General features: G+C 69.2%; 7 protein-coding genes. 2 read left to right on the top strand and 5 right to left on the bottom strand.

Annotated features, from left to right (window positions below):
- The first annotated feature begins 94 nt into the window (after positions 1–94).
- On the top strand, positions 95–367 hold the full coding sequence (locus tag ACZ4N4_RS03810) for a three-helix bundle dimerization domain-containing protein (protein WP_467584068.1): 273 nt from the start codon (positions 95–97) through the stop codon (positions 365–367).
- 405 nt (positions 368–772) lie between these two features.
- Here ACZ4N4_RS03810 and ACZ4N4_RS03805 read toward each other — a convergent pair whose 3' ends face one another.
- The 5 genes from ACZ4N4_RS03805 to ACZ4N4_RS03785 form a co-directional block, all read right to left on the bottom strand.
- A complete protein-coding gene (locus ACZ4N4_RS03805) occupies positions 773–1489 on the bottom strand; it encodes a GAF and ANTAR domain-containing protein (protein WP_467584066.1) in 717 nt (238 codons plus the stop codon).
- Between the two features lie 76 nt (positions 1490–1565).
- Positions 1566–2327 carry an ANTAR domain-containing protein gene (locus ACZ4N4_RS03800; RefSeq protein WP_467584063.1) on the bottom strand — a complete coding sequence of 254 codons (762 nt, stop codon included), beginning with the start codon at positions 2325–2327 and terminating at the stop codon, positions 1566–1568.
- Positions 2324–2929: a hypothetical protein gene (locus ACZ4N4_RS03795; RefSeq protein WP_467584060.1), complete on the bottom strand. Its 606-nt coding sequence runs from the start codon at positions 2927–2929 to the stop codon at positions 2324–2326. Before ACZ4N4_RS03795 ends, ACZ4N4_RS03800 begins: the two co-directional genes overlap by 4 nt.
- A 56-nt stretch (positions 2930–2985) precedes the next feature.
- Positions 2986–3411: an STAS domain-containing protein gene (locus ACZ4N4_RS03790; RefSeq protein WP_467584057.1), complete on the bottom strand. Its 426-nt coding sequence runs from the start codon at positions 3409–3411 to the stop codon at positions 2986–2988.
- 602 nt (positions 3412–4013) lie between these two features.
- Positions 4014–10133: a LamG-like jellyroll fold domain-containing protein gene (locus ACZ4N4_RS03785; protein ID WP_467584054.1), complete on the bottom strand. Its 6120-nt coding sequence runs from the start codon at positions 10131–10133 to the stop codon at positions 4014–4016.
- Positions 10134–10626: 493 nt separating this feature from the next.
- Between ACZ4N4_RS03785 and ACZ4N4_RS03780 the strand changes: the two genes are divergently transcribed.
- On the top strand, positions 10627–17259 hold the full coding sequence (locus tag ACZ4N4_RS03780; RefSeq protein WP_467585308.1) for an RHS repeat domain-containing protein: 6633 nt from the start codon (positions 10627–10629) through the stop codon (positions 17257–17259).
- The last annotated feature ends 8 nt before the right edge of the window (positions 17260–17267 follow it).

Genomic DNA, 17267 nt, shown 5'->3' with positions numbered 1-17267 from the left:
TCCGTGCAAGCGTGGGGAGCGGACGGTCCGACGCCGAGCACCGGATACTGATCGGCTGCCTAGGTCGACCGTCCGTCAAAGTAAGGAGCGCGCCATGAGCGCGAACACGGCCCAGCCCCGGTTGCCCGACACCCTGGAGAAGCTCACAGACCATCTGACTGCCCTTTACGCCGACCTGCTGACGGCCGCAGTCGTGCGGGCTGTCGTGCAGGACTGCTACCAGCCGCTCAGTAACGCCCGCATCGCCACCTACGTGCCGATCCTTGTCGAGCACAACAGCCGCACCATGCTACGACGACTCGCCCGACGCCCCGATCCAACGACTCCCCTTCGCGAGGAGTCCGACACCCTGCCCCGCTCGGCATAGACACCGTGCCCGTGACAGGCACACCGTGCACGCGGGCCCGTGATCAACACGACAACGGGCTCCGAGGACGACGCCGACTGCCTGCCCGTCGGCCGCGCGGGCCCTCGACGAGGGGGCGCGACATCCGAGCGGGATCCGGTCGGACAGCAGCGGGTCGATCCGGCCGAGCAGTCGTCCGGAGCGAGGGGACTCGCAAGCGGGCTCACGAGAGCACCGGCAAACCGGTCCGCCACCTGCGGGCAGTGCCGGCGCCCCGTTCGGCGGACCGGTCGGCGAAACGCAGGAGAGTGGTCAGCAGGCGGGCCGACGGCGGAGGGGGCCGCACCTCCTCGAGGCCCGGTCGCCGTCGCACAGTGGCGACGGCCGTCCGGACCGTGGGGGCGGTGGTCGGTGGCGACGAGTGGGTCAGGGCACCAGTCCGGGGAGGGGTTCCAAGCCGTCGATGAAGGCGCGGGCCACATCGGACAGGCGCCGGTTGTGGGCACGGGCGTAGCCACGCAGGGTGGTGAAGGCCTGTTCCATGTCGATGCCCTGGCGTTCGGCGAGTTTGCCTTTGGCCTGTTCGATCAGTACGCGGCTGTTGAGCGCGGTCTGCAGCTGTTCGTTGAGGATCGTGCTGCGGTGGGTGGAGCGTTGCTGCAGGAGGCTGATGGTGGCGACGTCGGCCAGGGCCTGTGCGATGAGTGTGCCTGCCGGGTCGAAGGGGCCGGGGGCGGCGCGGAAGAGGTTGAGGGCGCCGACGACCTCGTCCCGCAGGCGCATGGGCAAGGCCTGGACCGCCCCGAACCCGCTGCGGTGGGCCGCTGTGACGAAGCGCGGCCATCGGCCGATCTCCAGGGTCAGGTCGGCGACGATCACGGGTGTGCCGGAGCGGAAGCACTCCAGGCAGGGGCCTTCGTCGCTCTGGAGCTGGAAGAGTTCCAGCAGCCGTACCTGTTCGTCGGAGGCGGCCATCACCCGCAGTTCGCCGTTGTGGTCCGCGAGCAGCACCCCGGCGGCGTCGGCGCCGAGCATCGCCACGCAGCGGTCGGTGAGCAGGCGCAGGAAGTCGATCAGGTCGAAGTCGGCGACCAGGTTGTCCGCCAGTTCGACGAAGGTCTTGGCCAGGAGCTGCTGATTCATCGTGTCACCCTCGATTGAGACTATTCCCCCGGGAGGGGGCGGGAAGTCAGCCAGTTCACCGATCGGCGCCGGTACGTCAGGTCTCCTCGTCGGCCTGGTCGGGCTCCGCGTGCGAGGAGAAGCGAAGCCGGTGGGCCACCACGTCGGCGGCCACGTCCGCGAGTCGGCGCCCCTGCAGGTAGGCGTGGGCGCGCAGCCGTACGAAGGCTTCGTCGATGCCGACGCCGAGCTGGACGGTGAGGATGCCGGTGGCCTGGCCGATTTCCGCTCGGTATCCGCCCAGGTCGTCGAAGCCGCGGTCCGGCGACGGCCCGTCGGTCGGCTCGCCCGTCTCGTCGATCCGCGCGTCGAGCAGGAGCAGCGTCGCGAGATCGGCGAACGCCAGCGCATCGGCAAGCTCCTCTGTGTTCAGCACGGTCGGCACGTCGGCGTACAGGTCCAGGACGCCCGGACAGATTGCCCCCATCTGCAGGGGGAACGCGAAGACGGCGTGTGCCCCGGCCTTGAGGGCCGCGTTCGTGAACACAGCCCAGCGGTAGCGCAGTTCAACGGTCTGTAGATCAGGAGTCAGGACGGCCGAACCGTGCAGGAACGCATCCACACAGGGCCCCTCGCCCAGGGTGAGCTGCAACTCCTCCACCTGCTCGCTGATGCTGTCGGTGCTGCACAGCGGATGGCTCGCCGCGGTGCGGGACATCGCCGACAGGCCGGCCCCGCCGACCGGCAGTGCGGCCACGGCCGCGGTGCAGACGTCCACGACACCGACCCGGACGCCGCGTCGCGCCGCCTGCTCGGCGACCAGCATCTGGATCCGGGCCGACCGGCCGCCGGATCTCATCCGGGCCACCGCGTCCAGGCATCGTGCGCAAGTCCGTGCAACCGGGCCGTGGCTCGTTCGCCGACGGGGAGCACCAGTATGCGGAGCAGTGTGGAGCTGATCGGCTTCCTGATCTCTCCCACGTCCAGCCACCCCCAGGAACGGAGCGCGGCGAGGACGGGATGATCGGCCCGGTCCACCAGGGTGGCGCCGAGTGAGGCCTGATGGTCGGTCAGTAGCCGGTCCTGCAACCGGCGGGCCACGTGCGCATCCTGCGGCTGCGGGCGGACCAGGATGTCGGTGATCGCGAAGATGCCGATGGGCGCGGTGAGTTCCCCGATTCCGCGCGACAGTACCGCCTCGAACCCCAGCCACAAGAAGCCGTCACTGCGCACCGGGAAGCCGAATGCGCATCCCACGAGTCCGTCCGTCTCCGCGATCACCATGGCGAAACCCGTTCGCCGGATGTCGGCGGTGAGACCGTTCAGAAAGCGCCGACGGCTGAGACGTCGGCGCGCCTCAGGAGGCGACGTCTCGCGGGAATCCACATAAAGATCCGACAGCTTCCCGCTCAGATCCTGCGCCTGCCGGCGGTTGACCCGACGCAACCGGGCCGCGTCCATGGTGGACGACTCGCCGTCACGGCGCCTGCGGGGTTGTCCCTGCCCTGCCCGGACCCTCACCGCGCATCACCTGGGAGCACAGAGGCAAGCGGATGTGTCCGTTGCGGCGGGACGGGGGTGGCCGGGGCCGGAACACTCCCGGTAGGAGGCGACAGATGCCCGGACGGAACGCCGAGGAGCAGGACCCCGGAGCCGGTCAGGTCGAGTATCAGGCCCAGTGTCCGTGGCGGGTGGTGCAGTCGCAGGGTTGCGCCGGTCTCGGAGGATTTCTGCGCGGCGTGAAGGAAGGTGTTCAGGCCGCTGCAGTCGCAGAAGGTGACGGGAGTGAGGTCGACGTCGATGGTGCGGATACCGTCGCTCAGGCACTGCGCCAGTACCCTGCGCACCAGCGGGGCGGATTCCAGGTCGATCTCGCCGGCCAGGGTGATGAGTGTCCGATTCCATCGGTCATGACGGTAGACGGTGAGCTGGGGGAGGGGCATGACGCCTCGGTTCGCAGGACCGTACGGCAGCGGACGCGGTGACGACGGGAAATCCCGGCTTCCTTGGCGCGCTGCCGGCCAGGGCGTGGGTTCGGCGGAGGTGAAGCAACGGATGGGTCCGCGGCCTGTGTTACAGAGGAGCGGATCTACCCGGTTCCTTCCAGTGATGCGCCGGGTGGCGGACGAAGACTCCGCTTCCCGCAGCCATCTGTGTCGATCTACGACTAGCCGCCGGGGTCTGGGACGTCCGTACAGCAGCATAGTCCTCACCCCGGTCCGGCGGGCGGTTCGAAGCCGTCCGCTCCTCGTACCGGGGCGATGCTGCCGCGCGGGTATGTCCCGCCGTGCACGGTACTTGGGCAGGCAGCGCGAAACACGGTGACCGACGGCCGCCTGGATACGACGGTCCGTGCACTGCCCGAGAAAATGGCTTTGCACGTCTCCAGGACCGGGCGGAGCCGCCGGCCGGTGGAAGGCGAATCCGCCGCGGGGTCGTGTGGACGGAAGAAGGCCCCCGCCTCGTGGCGGGGGCCTTCGACCTGTTGGGAACTCCTGGCCACCGAGCCGTGATCAACCGGCGCGGCCCGTGGCGGCGGTGCGGGTCAGTGCAGTGCGCTGACCTCGGTCGCCGAGAGTGTCCGCGGGTAGACGTGGACGTCGGCGACGGAGCCGGGGAAGGCCAGGTAGGGGGTGGTGGCGGAGGCGCTGTTGACGCAGCCGCCGACGGTCAGGGGCAGGGATGAGTCGTACTGGGGGCTGAGGTTGGTGGCGGTCCCCACCAGGGAGCCGTTCTGGTAGAGGGCCATGTTGCCGGTGGTGGACTGCCCCGGGACCGGTGCCCGGAAGGTGGCGACCAGGTGGGTCCAGGTGCCGACCGGGCCGGAGTTGTTGTCGCCTTCCGCGGTGGGGAAGTCGGAGTTCTCGTCGTTGGTGGTCGTGGTCTGGAACATCCAGGCGGCGCTGGGTTTGTCGTAGGAGAGGTAGAAGGACTGGTGCTGGGTGGTGCCCTGGCAGACGGCGGCGGTCCCGAGAGCCGAGTTGATCTTCACCCAGGCGGAGACGGAGTAGTCGCCGAGGGTGTTGACCGCGCTCTGCCTGCTCTTGAGGAAGCCGGTGCTGCCGTCGAAGGCGACGCTGCCGGACAGTCCGCTCGGCGCGTCGCTGCCGTAGGTGGCGTTGCCGGTGGCGGTGACCGGGTTGAGGGAGGCGGTGTCGGTGCCGTTCGAGCCGAGCTTCCACTCGTCCTCGGGCATGCCCTTGTCCCAGCCGGCCGGCACGATCACGCTGGCCGCGTCGGCATCGCCGGCCGCCATCGCGTACGGGTAGACCTGCACGTCCGAGACGGAGCCCGGGAACGCGTTGTACGGCGAGGTCGCGGCGGGGTCGTTGATGCAGCCGCCGACGGTCAGGGGCATCGACGAGTCGTACTGCGGGGTGAGGTTGGTGGCGGTCCCCATCAGGGTGCCGTTCTGGTAGATGGACATCACGCCGCTGTTGTCGTCGCCGTCCACGGGTGCGGTGTAGGTGACCAGGAGGTGGGTCCAGGTGCCCACGGCCCCGGTGTTGGTGTCTCCCTCCGCGGTGGGGAAGTCGGCGTTGTCGTCGTTGGTGGTCGTGGTCTGGAACATCCAGCCCTTGTTGCCCCGGTCGTAGCCGATGTAGAACGCCTGGTGCTGGCTGGTTCCCTCACAGATGGCGGTGGCCGGGTTGTCCGTGGAGTCGAGCTTCACCCAGGCGGAGACGGTGTAGTCGGCGGAGGTGTCGACGGCGGTGTGGTCGCTCTCCAGGAAGCCGGTGCTGCCGTCGAAGGAGGTGGCGGTGGCCGGGGCGTTGACCGCGTCCGGTCCGGTCGAGCCGAAGGTCGCCCCGCCGACCGCGGTGAACGGGTTGTCGCCGCGTGCGTCGGTGCCGTCGGCGGCCAGCTCCCACTCGTTGTCGGGGGTGTCGCTGCCGGTGGCCTCCGGGACGATCAGGTTCGGCGCGATGCCGACGACCTGGGTGTTGGTGTCGTTGAGGTAGCGGGCGGCGAGGTCGTCGTAGTACGTGTTCGACGGGTTGCCGCTCGAGAGGTCCGCCGCCTTCACGGTCGACGAGGTGGCCGTGCCGTCCGTGGAGACCGCCGCGGCGAAGTCGATGACCTGGCTGGGGAAGTTGTCGAGGAGGTACTGGTTCACCAGCTCACGTGCGGACTCCTGGGTCGCCGTGCCGGGGTGGGCGGCGGTGAACGGCGTGATGGTGGTGAGGTAGACGGTGATGTTGGAGTTCTGGGTGACCGGTTGCCCGTTGATGTAGGCCTGTCCGTCGTCGGTGTAGTACGAGTTCAGCTCGCTGTTCATCGCGGCGAGTCCGTGCTCGACACCGGTGGCGCAGGCGTCGGCGGTGCCGGTGCAGTTGAGCAGGTCGGTGGCACCGGTGGAGACGAGCACGGTACGCACGTTGCCCTGCGCCAGCACGTTGCGGTCCAGCGGGTTGAGCGCGTTGATCGGGTTGTCGCTGTACGTGCCCTGGGGCAGCAGGTTGTTGCTCAGGCTGTTGCTGTTGGTACCGGCGTTGAGCACGCCGTAGTCCACCGTGGAGTCCCCGTTGGGGTCGCCCACGATGGCGCCGGTGATGGCGTCGCTCAGGTGGTGCCGGCCGTCGCCGCTCGCGGTGTCGCCGTTGACGCTCTGGTCGCCGTAGAGGACCAGGGAGCCGGTGGGAGCGGTGGTGGGCGTGGTGACGTCGATGCCGGCCAGGTACGGCAGACCGGTGTACGTGGTCTGCGTGAACTTGGTGGCCGCGGTGTCACCGGTGCGGTTGGCCGCGTCGCTGACCCAGACCGGGGTCTGGGCCGCCGCGTGGCCGGGCAACGCGGACACCGAGCCGTGCACCTGCAGGCTGACCAGGACCGTCGCCTGCTGGTCGACGTGCAGGGTCACCGGGTCGCTGGTGACGTCGCCGCCCGCCGGGATCGTGACGGTGCCGGCGCCGCCGAAGGCCAGCGGTACCGGTGCCGCGCCCGCCGTGGCACCGCCCGCCGTGCCGTCCTGCAGGGCGACGGAGGCCGCGTCGAAGGTCACCGGGCTGCTGCCCATGGCGTTGGACAGGTGGACGCGGACGCCGTTGCCGTCGTCGGTGCCGATGCTGACGTGGGCCGGGATGCGCAGCGTCTGCCCGTTGACGGTGGCGGCGCTGCCGCCGGACTGCGTCACCTTGGCGGTGTCCTGGACGGAGGACCAGGTGCCGACCCAGTGCTGGGTGCCGTTGCCGGTGACGGTCAGCGGCCGGACGCCCATGCCCAGGATGTGCAGGGTCGGCTGGCCGGCCTGGACGCCGTTGGTGAACAGCGGCAGGGAGATGGTGCTGATGACCGAGCCGGGGCAGGTCAGCGGGACGCTGACGGCGTAGACCTTCGGGCCGGGGTTGGGGCTGGTCTGGGTGTTGTTGCTGTGGTTCTGGTGGACGAGGGTCAGCGTGGCCGCGGAGGCGGGGCCGCTCAGCCAGTCGGGCACCGTGTCCAGGGTGTACGACTGGTCGGCGGGTGCGCCGTTCGGGTCCAGGCAGTTGTTCTTGGCGTAGGTGATGGTGCCGGTGGCTCCCTTGGCCGCACCGCCGGTGGCGAAGGCCAGGAAGACGACGGCGTCACCGGTGTTCACCACACCGCTGCCCGGCACGGTGACGGTCTGCCCGGAGGCCAGCATGTTGTCGTAGGTGCCGGTGCCGAACTTCGGCAGCGCGATGCTCGTACCGTCGACGGTCACCGACTTGCCGCTCTGCCAGCCCGAAGTGCCGGTCAGGTCGGCGGAGTTGAGGCTGTTGCCGGAGCCGTCGGCGTCGGCCGTGCTGGTCGTGGTGGTGAAGGTGCTGGTCGCGGTGTTGTTCAGGCAACTGCCGGTGCTGTTCATCGCGCAGGTCAGCGCGGGCGCGAGGCGCAGCACGTCGAGGCCTGCCTGATAGCCGGTGGAGCTGGGGTTCTTGCCGGTCAGGGTGAGGGTCAGGGTGTGCGCGCCCTGCTTGAGGGTGAGCAGCTGACCGTTCGAGTCCTTGGGGATGCCGAGGTTGACGAACCGGGTGGTGACGTAGGAGTTGTAGGCGTCCAGGCCGCTGAGCAGGGTGGCCTGGGTGGGCTTGCCCGCGTCCAGGACCAGGTTGTAGATGCCGTAGTCCTTGGCCTTGGTCAGGTTGACCCCGAAGCTCCAGGGACCGTCCTTGGGGATGTCGAAGCCGAAGGTCGCGCTGTCCCCGCTGACCACCTTCGAGGTGGTGCTCTTGTTGGCCAGCATGGCCTGGTAGCCGTCGGCGAACTCGTAGCCGCTGCCCGCCGCCTGGCTGATCAGCTGGCCGCCCTTGGAGGTGGTGGTCGCCTTGGGCACGACGGTGGTCGTGCCGTCGGTGTTGGTCGCCGTCCAGCCGGCGATCATCTTGTCGCCGTAGGCGTACGTCGGGGTGCTGGTACCGGCGTAGAAGGCGTAGCTGGTCTGGGAGATGGACGTCGAGCCCGCCTGGTCCACGGCCTTGGCGTACAGCGTGTGCGGTCCCGCCTTGCCGGGGGCGAAAGCCGGGGAGGCGCTGCCGTTGAGGACCACGGTGCCGGTGCCGGGGCCGTTGTCCGAGGTGGCGTAGTAGACGTGGCCCGGCACGATCGTGGTGCTCGTGGTCCAGTGGGTGACGCTGCTGGTGTAGACCGTGTTGCCGAGCGTGGCGTCCAGGGCGAACAGATAGCCGGTGATGTTGTTGGTGTGGTTGTTGCTGAGCGTGAAGGTGCCCTTGTCGCCGAAGGCGGCACCGATCTGCTTGGCGGGGAACTGACTCGAGGTCACCGTGGGCGCGGGAGGCGCGCTGGTGTCGACCGTGAACGTCTGCGTCTTGGTCCAGATGCCCGAGCCGGGGCCCACCCAGTAGCCGGCCGCGTTCTGTGCGGTGGCCTTCCAGGTGTAGGTGCCGTCCGGCAGGCTCGACGTGGTCCAGTCGCTGCCGTTGGTGTTGTACCGGGCGCGCTTCTTCGAGTCCGTGCTGGGACCGAAGCCCTGGTGGATCAGGGTGCCGGAGGAGTTGTAGACGTTGTACTCGATGCGTACCAGTTCGCTGCCGCCCGCCAGGTCGGGGTCGACCGCGCGCGCGGACAGCGTCGGCGTATGGGTGGTGGTCATCGTCTTGCCCAGGCTCACGATGGACGGCTTGATGGCCGGGGTGCCGGTGCCGTTCTTGAGCTTGGGGCGGTAGCTGTAGGTGACCGACATGGTGGCGCCGCCGCCGTAGGCGAGCTGCTTCCACTGGGTCGCGTCGTTCATGTCGGGCGACTGGACCATCAGCGTCATGCTCTTCCAGCCGCCGGCCGCCGCGCTCTGGGCCCGGGAGGTCACGTCGAACTCCAGCGACGGCGGGCTGACCCACGAGTTGGCACCGTCGGTGACCGGGCAGGTGCCGGCCTCGTGGCTCTTGGGGTTGGTGCCCAGCGAGCCGGTGCGCCCGCCGGGCTCATGACCCCAGTACAGCGACGAGGAACTCCAGCCTGCGGGGCGGTCGGTGCCGTAGACGGCGGCCGGGGTGTCCGCGCAGGAGGCGGCGGAGAGCTGCTTCACGTACAGCGAGGCATGCGTGACCACGGCGCCTTTGATGCCGCTCGTGTTCATCTGGTAGTAGGTGCGAGCCCGTTCGCCGTTGCCGGGGGAGGAGTTGTCCCACCCCTCACGGGCGTTGGTCGCCCCCGAGGTGGACGTCGAGTTGTAGACGTTCCACCCGTTGTCGGAGATCCGCGCCCAGTCCAGCTGGGAGGGCCTGCCGCTCCACTCGGGGTCGATGTAGACCGGGTAGGCGGTGCTCTTCGCGGTGAGCAACTTCTGGTCCAGGCCCAGCAGTTGCCTGCCGTGCTGCAGACTCACCCGGACCTGCGCACGGTGTCCGCCGACCTTGGCGGCCGCCTTCTGCTCGGCACGGGCCAGGGAGACGGTCGCCGTGCGGGCCGAGGACACGCCGGAGGTCTTCTTGCCGGCGCTGTCCCACATCAGCGCGGTGTCACTGTGGAACACCGTCTCGCCGGTGCGCTTGTCGGTTGCCCGGGCCCCGCCGTCGCGCGTGGGAGTCACCTCGACATTTGACGAGGTGGTGTTCAGCGCGAGGCTGCGCAGACGCGGATCGGCCGCCGCCTTGCGGGACTTGACCACGAGGACCGAGGAGTAGCCGGAGGCGTCCGCGGTCAGCTGCAGGTCCACCTGCGGCAGTACGTCGGGGTAGGTGGCGGTGTTCCCGGAGATCACCGGCTCGGGCAGCTTGCCCGGCCAGGAGAAGCCCAGCCTGGCACTGCCGCTGCGCATCGTGACCAGCGCGCCCGAACCGCCGGCGGAGAACGCCACGTCGGTGACGGCGGCCCTGGGCGCCCAGGTTCCGTTCGCCTGCCGCACCAGCTTCGTGTCGATCGGCACCCACTTCCCGTGCTGCAGCGTGCGCTGCGGCATCGAGGAGTCGGTGCGGGTGAAGGTGCCGTTCGGGTTGGCCACCACCGTTGTTCCGGTGTCGGTGAGTTGGTCGATCGTCACCGGCTTGCCGGTGGCCTTCGCCCGCGCGGACGCCGCCTCCGTGGGGTTGAGACGCCGGGTGGCGGACGAAGACCCGCCGCTCTTCGATTTGGCCCGGTGTGAGGTGTCGGGCGCGGCGTGCGCGGGTGCCGCCGCGGCCAACGAAGCCGCGGTCAGGGCCGTGACGACGGCGGTGGCGATCGGTCTCGACAGCCGGCGTCTGGACATGCGCAAGGAACTGCGATGGACGGACATGAAGGTTGGGGTCCTCCGCTTTTCAGGCGGTTCCCCCCGCGGGCCCCGCGCCGGAGTGCATTCTGTGGGGCCGACGTGAGCCGGGTCCATCGCCGATTGATCACTTGGTGACCGAACGAGGTCCGTTTTTGACGTATGGCAGTCAAATTGAGTTCAAGGCTAGGGGATTCCTTTGCACTCCGTGTGCATGCGCTTTGCAAGGCGTGTTGATCTCAGGCCCTAGCGTGAAGCTTCCGTGAGGGGCTTGATCAACTTGCCTCTCCTTTGGCGTGCGCTCAACCGGCCGGGAACGAAGGCCGCTTGGGTGCCCACAGCAACACCCGGGGGCGGCTTCCGTGTGCCCTGGGCCGGGAACGGGGGAAGGCTCACGATGACGCGAACAGCCGGGTTGGGGAGACGGATGCGACGGGGCGCCAGATGGCTCCGTGGCCTCAGCCTCCCGACCACAGGTGTCCTCCTGGTGAGCATGCTCATCCCCGCCGCGGACGCGATGGCTTCGCCGAATGCGCATCGGCACGTCCCCGCCCCCGCGGTGGCCAAGGACAAGCGGATCCCCTTCACCCACGCGAAGCCGAAGGCAGCCGCGGTGTCGAAGAGGTTCACACGGTTCGATCCCGCGGGGCACGCGGCGTTGCCGGGCGGCGGCAGCTCGACGGTGTCGCTGACCGTTCCGCCCACCGGTGGGCGTTCGGCGCACGCGGCGGCGGGCCCGGCATCCTCCCGGCGGACGGTGTCGCGAGTGCGGGCGGGATCGTCGCCGGTGCTGCTGTCGGCGGTGCGTTCGGGTACCACGGCACGCCGGGTCCAGGTGAGAACCGTCGACCAGAAGACCGCACGGGCCGCCGGTGTACACGGCGTGCTGTTCACCCTGCGGAGCACGGGTGGCTCCGGCGGCGTCGGCGTCGACGTGGACGACTCGGCCTTCCGCAACGCCTTCGGCGGCGACTACGCCTCACGGTTGCACCTGGTGCGGCTGCCGGCCTGCGTACTGACGACCCCCCGCCTGCCACGGTGCCAGTCGCAGACGCCGCTGCGCTCCAGGGCCGGCGCACCGCTGTCGGCCCAGGTCTCGCTGCCGGCGACGACGTCCAAGACCCTGTCCGCGCACACCGCCCAGGCCTCCGGCGGCGTGGTGGCGCTGGCCGCGACCTCGGGCACCAGCGGCTCGTCCGGCGACTACACGGCGACCACGCTGTCCTCCGGTGGCACGTGGTCCACCGCGGGCAACACCGGGGCCTTCACCTACAACTACCCCATCTCCGTACCGGGAGCCATCGGTGGTTCGGCACCCACGCTGACCCTGAACTACAACTCGGCGACGCAGGACTCGCGTACCGAGGGGACCAACAACCAGTCCTCGTGGCTGGGTGACGGCTGGTCGACCTCGGACAACTACATCGAGCGGACCTACAAGTCCTGCAAGGACGACTCGTCGTCGGACGCGCCCAAGAACGACGGCGACGAGTGCTGGGCGGGCCAGGTCCTGACCCTGTCGCTGGACGGGAAGTCCACCCCGATCGTCTACGACGACAGCACCAAGACGTTCCGCGCCGCGCAGGACGACTCCACCACGAAGATCGAAGACCTGACCGGCGCTACCAACGGCACCGACAACGGCGAGTACTTCAAGGTCACCGAGAACGGCGTCCAGTACTACTTCGGCTGGAACCGCCTGCCGGGCTGGAGTTCGGGCAAGGAGGAGACCAAGTCGGCCTGGACGATGCCGGTCTACAAGGCGCACAGCGGGGTCTCGGACTGCCCCGCCGGCACCGACTTCGCGTCCAGCTCCTGCACTCTGGGCTACCGGTTCAACCTCGACTACGTCGTGGACCGCCACAGCAACGCGATGGCGTACTACTACGCGCCGGAGACGGGTTACTACGGCCCGAACATGAAGAACACCGCGGTGGCCTACACCCGCGGCGGGACGCTGAAGCGCATCGACTACGGCATGACCTCGTCCACCGTCTACTCGGACACCGCGCCGGAGCAGATCCTGTTCGACGCGACGGCGGAGCGCTGCATCTCGGGCACGCCCGCGGGCAACACGTGCTCGGACTCCCAGTTCACCAAGTCCAACCCGGAGTACTGGCCGGATGTGCCGATCGACCTGAACTGCGCCAAGGACGCGACCGACTGCACCAACCACGGTCCCAGTTTCTGGTCGCGCAAACGTCTGACCTCGATCACCACGCAGGTGCAGGTCGGCGGGGCGACCAAGCAGGTGGACCGCTACGACTTCACCCAGTCCTTCCCCGACGGCGGGGACCACGCCCCGACCCTGTGGCTGGACAGCATCAAGCACACCGGCCTGGACCTGCTCGGCGGCGCCTCCGCGAGCACCTCCACCCCGTCGGTGAGCTTCGACCCACCGCTGCAGCTGGCGAACCGGGTCGGGACGATCCCGCAGATGCCGTTGATGTACCACGACCGGATCCAGACGGTCACCACGGAGACCGGTGCGCAGACCACGGTGGTCTACGACACCCCGGACTGCTCCAGCGCCCCGGCAAGTGATCCGTCCGATCCGGCGGACGCGGCGGCGAAGGGGTTCGCCTCGACGAACAAACTGCGGTGCTTCCCGGTGTACTGGACGCCGGAGGGACAGCCCGCGCCGATGCTGGACTGGTTCTCCCTGCACCCGGTCAGATCGGTGTCCACCGTCGACCCGCACAACAGCTACCAGGACGGCACCGAGCCGGAGTTGCTGACGGAGTACTCCTACAGGGGGAACCCGGGCTGGCACTACGACGACAACGAGACGGTCAAGAGCAAGAACCGCACCTGGGGCCAGTTCCGCGGATTCCCGGAGGTCGACGTCACCACCGGTGACCCGAACGTCTTCCACTACACCGACGGGGCCAAGGTCTACGACCAGAAGACCCTCACCAAGACCTACTACTTCCTGGGCATGAACGGCGACACCATGCCGTCGGGGACACGCAGCGTGCCCGCGCTCACCAGCCAGGACGGCAGTGTCACTGTCGCCGACGACAACCCGCTGGCCGGGCAGGTCTTCGAGACCGACACCTACACCGGTGTCAACGGCGGCATCGACAAGGCCGTCGTCAACGTTCCCAAGATCATCGGCCCCACCGCCACGCGGTCCCGGAGCGGTGTCGCGGACCTGACGGCGAACATGGTCCGCCCCGCCAGGACGCTGACCCGCCAGGCCGTCTCCTACGGCTGGCGGAAGACCGAGACCGACACCTTCTACAACACGACCCTGGGCCAGACCACCACCGGCATGGCCGTCCAGAGCGACGACCGCGGTGAGACGGGTGCCACCGGCAACACCGCCAAGTGCACCTTCACCCGCCACCTCGACGGCACCCGCGCGACCGTGGTGGTCACCGCCGAGACCATCGTCACCGACCAGGACTGCAACAGCTCCGGGGCCACTCCCTCCGGAAACCTGGTCTCCGACACCCGCACGTCGTTCGACGGGCACGCCTTCGCCTACAACGGCGACGGTCAGTCCAACCCGGACCAGCCGAGCACGGGCGACGCCACCCTCGTCCAGAAGGCGTCTGCCTCCAGCGGGGCGACCGCCACCAAGTTCGTCGACCAGACCCAGAGCGCGTACGACTCCTACGGCCGAGTGGTACTGGCCACCCGGACGCCCCATGCCACCGCCCCGGACGGCAGCAGCCTGGCCCAGACCGTGGCGACCTCCTACACGCCGGCCACCGGCGCGCTGCCCACCAGCACCACCACCGCCACGCAGATCACCCCGGGCGCGGCCTGCACACCGGCCACCACCTCGTCCAAGGACTGCCAGGTGGCGTCCTCCGGACTGGACGCCGCCCGTGGCGTGCCCGTCACCAAGACCGATGTCGCCGGTCTGGTCACGTCGCTGTCCTACGACGCGCTCGGCCGGCTGACCGGTGTCTGGCTGCCCAATGAGAACAAGGGAGCCGGCGCCCCCGCCAGCATGACCTACAGCTACGCGCTGTCCGCCACCGCTCCTTCGGTGGTGTCCACCGGCACCCTGCTGGACAACGGCAGTTACAGCGTCAACGAGACGCTGTACGACGCCATGCTGCGCACCCTGCAGACCCAGGTGACGGCGGAGAACGGCAGCACCACGGTCTCGGACACTCAGTACGACTCGCACGGCTGGACCGTGGTCACCGACAACAGCTACGCGATCGACGGCGACCCGCGCTCCAGTCTGGTGTCGGTCTCCCAGGTGAGCATCCCCGCCACCACCGTCACCGACCACGACGCGATGGGACGAGCCACCCGGAGCACAGAGGAGCACGACGGGGTCCAGACCTGGAACACCCGCACCGCCTACACGGGTGACAAGACCACCGTCATCCCGCCCGCCGGTGCGGTCGCCACCACCACGGTGGCCGACGCGCGCGGTCAGAACACCGAGCTCGACCAGTTCACCGTGGCACCGACCGTGAGCGGCAACGCCACCGACGGCTTCACCGTCACCGGCGGGACGTCCCACGCCACTCGTTACGGTTACAACGCCGCCGGCCAGCAGAACAAGGTGACCGGTCCCGACAACGCGGTCTGGGACTTCGGCTACGACCTGCTGGGCCGCAAGACCTCGCAGGCGGACCCGGACGCCGGCGCCAGCCACTACGGCTTCGACGACGCCGGGAACCTCGTCTCCACCACCGACTCACGCAGCAACGAGCTGGACTTCACCTACGACCTGCTCGGCCGCAAGCTGACCGAGACGGACAAGGCGAAGAACTTCAAGGTCGCCTCCTGGCTGTACGACACCTCGCGGATCGGCCAGCTGACCTCGTCCACCAGCTATGTGCAGGGCGTGACCGGCGGATACACGGTCGCGACGACCGGCTACACCACACTGGGCAAGTCGACCGGCACGAAGATCACGCTGCCCGCGAGCGAGGCACCGCTGCCGACCAGCTACCAGACCACCTACACCTACACCCCCAAGACGCAGCTGCTGGCCTCGCAGATCGACCCGCGCACCCAGGGCCTGATCGGCGAGACCATCACCTACGGGCACGACGTGCTCGGCAACCCGACCACGACCGCGAGCAGTGCCCAGACCTACGTCGGCGGCACCGTCTACACCAACTACGGCCAGCCCTCGCAGCTCACTCTGGGGGCGTCCAGCAACCCCGCCTGGATCACCTACTCCTACGACGACCAGACCCGCAGACCCACCGAGCGGCTCGTCTCCCGCACGCAGGCCCCGGGGCCGCAGGTGGACGACACCACGTACTCCTACGACGCCGCCGGCAACCCGCTGACCACCGCCGACCAGCAGTCCGAGACCGGCAACACGGTCAAGGACACCCAGTGCTACCAGTACGACGCACTGGCCCGGCTGTCCGAGGCGTGGACCGCGAAGGCCGCCTGCCCGGCGCAGGGCACCGACCCCACCGCCGCGACCGTCGCCGGCACCGCCGGGTCGTACTGGCAGTCCTACAGCTACAACGCCATCGGTGACCGCACCCAGGTGGTCGATCACTCCACCACCGGTGGGGCGGACGTCACCACCGGCTACGTCGAGGGCTGCACCACCGGTTGCAACGCCACCGGCGCCCAGCCGCACACCCTCACCAAGACCACCGGAGGAAGCAACCCGGCCGACCTCGTCTACGACGCCGCGGGCAACCTGCTCACTCGCACCCCCACCGGCAGCGGCGCGGGCCAGAGCCTGACCTGGGACGACGAAGGCCACCTGGCCCAGGTCGACACCACCGGAAGCAGCCCCACCACCACCAAGTACGTCTACGACGCCGACGGCAACCAGCTGATCCGCCGCGACCCCGGGAAGACCACGCTGTTCGCGGGCGACACCGAGATCGTCGTCAACACCGGCGTCACCCCGAACGTCCTGCTCGGCGCCGTACGCACCTACTCGCACGGTGGTGCCGGCAGCCCGGTGGCGGTCCGCTCCAGCCTGCCCGGCGGCGGCACCGACTACCTCTTCGACGATCCGCACGGCACCGGCACCATGGCCATGGACACCACCACGCAGAAGGTGTCCCGTCAGCAGTACACGCCGTACGGGCAGCAGCGGGCCAACGCCAACGACACCGCGTGGCCCGACCCCACCCACTCCTACCTCGGCAAGTCCCAGGACGCCGCCACCGGTTACACCGACGTCGGTGTCCGCAAGTACGACCCGGCGCTGGGACGCTTCATCAGCGTCGACCCCAAGTTCGAGGCCACCAACCCGCAGGAGCTCGGCGGCTACGCCTACGCCGGTGACAACCCCGTCACCAACGCCGACCCGAGCGGCCAGATGTACCCGGCGGACATGGGCCCCGGCCCGGGCTACCGCCCGCCGACGGACGCGACGGACTGGCTCTTCCGCGGCTCCACCGTGGACTTCGGTGGTTCGGAGCACATCCAGTCCAGCGGGTACACACCGACCTCCTCGGACCCTGGTGTCTCCGTCCACTTCGCCGTCCAATCCGCGAACGACTATCACACGCAGGGCGTACTCCACATCCTGAACAGGCAGGACCTCACCGACGTGGAGGTGATCGACAACTACGAACTGTCGCTCCGGTACGAGAGCGAGGTGCTGGTCGGGGCGTCCGCCAAGGACATTGCCAACCGGGCCCGGGTGACGATCCCGGTCGAGCAGGCGCGGGACATCCTCTCCAAGATGGGGGTGGACGTCGATCCGTCCACCCGGCTCGGTGATCTCAAATTCAACATCGAGGCGACCCCCAAGCTGACCCCCGAGCAGATCGGGGAGTTCGCCAAGAGCGCCGGAGCCGACAGCGGTTCGGGCAGCGGTGCCGCCTCGACCGCGAGCAAGCTGGCGGACTCGGCGGGCGGCGACGCGGGCTTCATCACGGTCGGAGGCGCGCTGAAGGGCAGCCTCTTCGTCGGCGCGGTGGCGCTCTCCGCCTACGACGTCGCCAAGGCACCACCGGCCCAGCGGCTCCACACCGCCACACGGGACGCCGCGGGCCTCGCGGGCGGCCTCGCGGGCGCCGCCTACGGCGCGGAGGTGGGTGCGTCCATCGGCTCGGCCTTTCCCGGAGCGGGTACCGTCGTCGGCGGTGTGGTCGGCGGTGTCGTCGGAGGCATCATCGGCAGCGGCGTGGCGTCCGATGTGGCCGACAAGGTCATGAACTGGTTCTGACCCGGGAT

The organism is Streptomyces sp. NPDC026538 (assembly GCF_055567535.1).
This window is presented reverse-complemented; position numbering and strand designations above follow the sequence as displayed.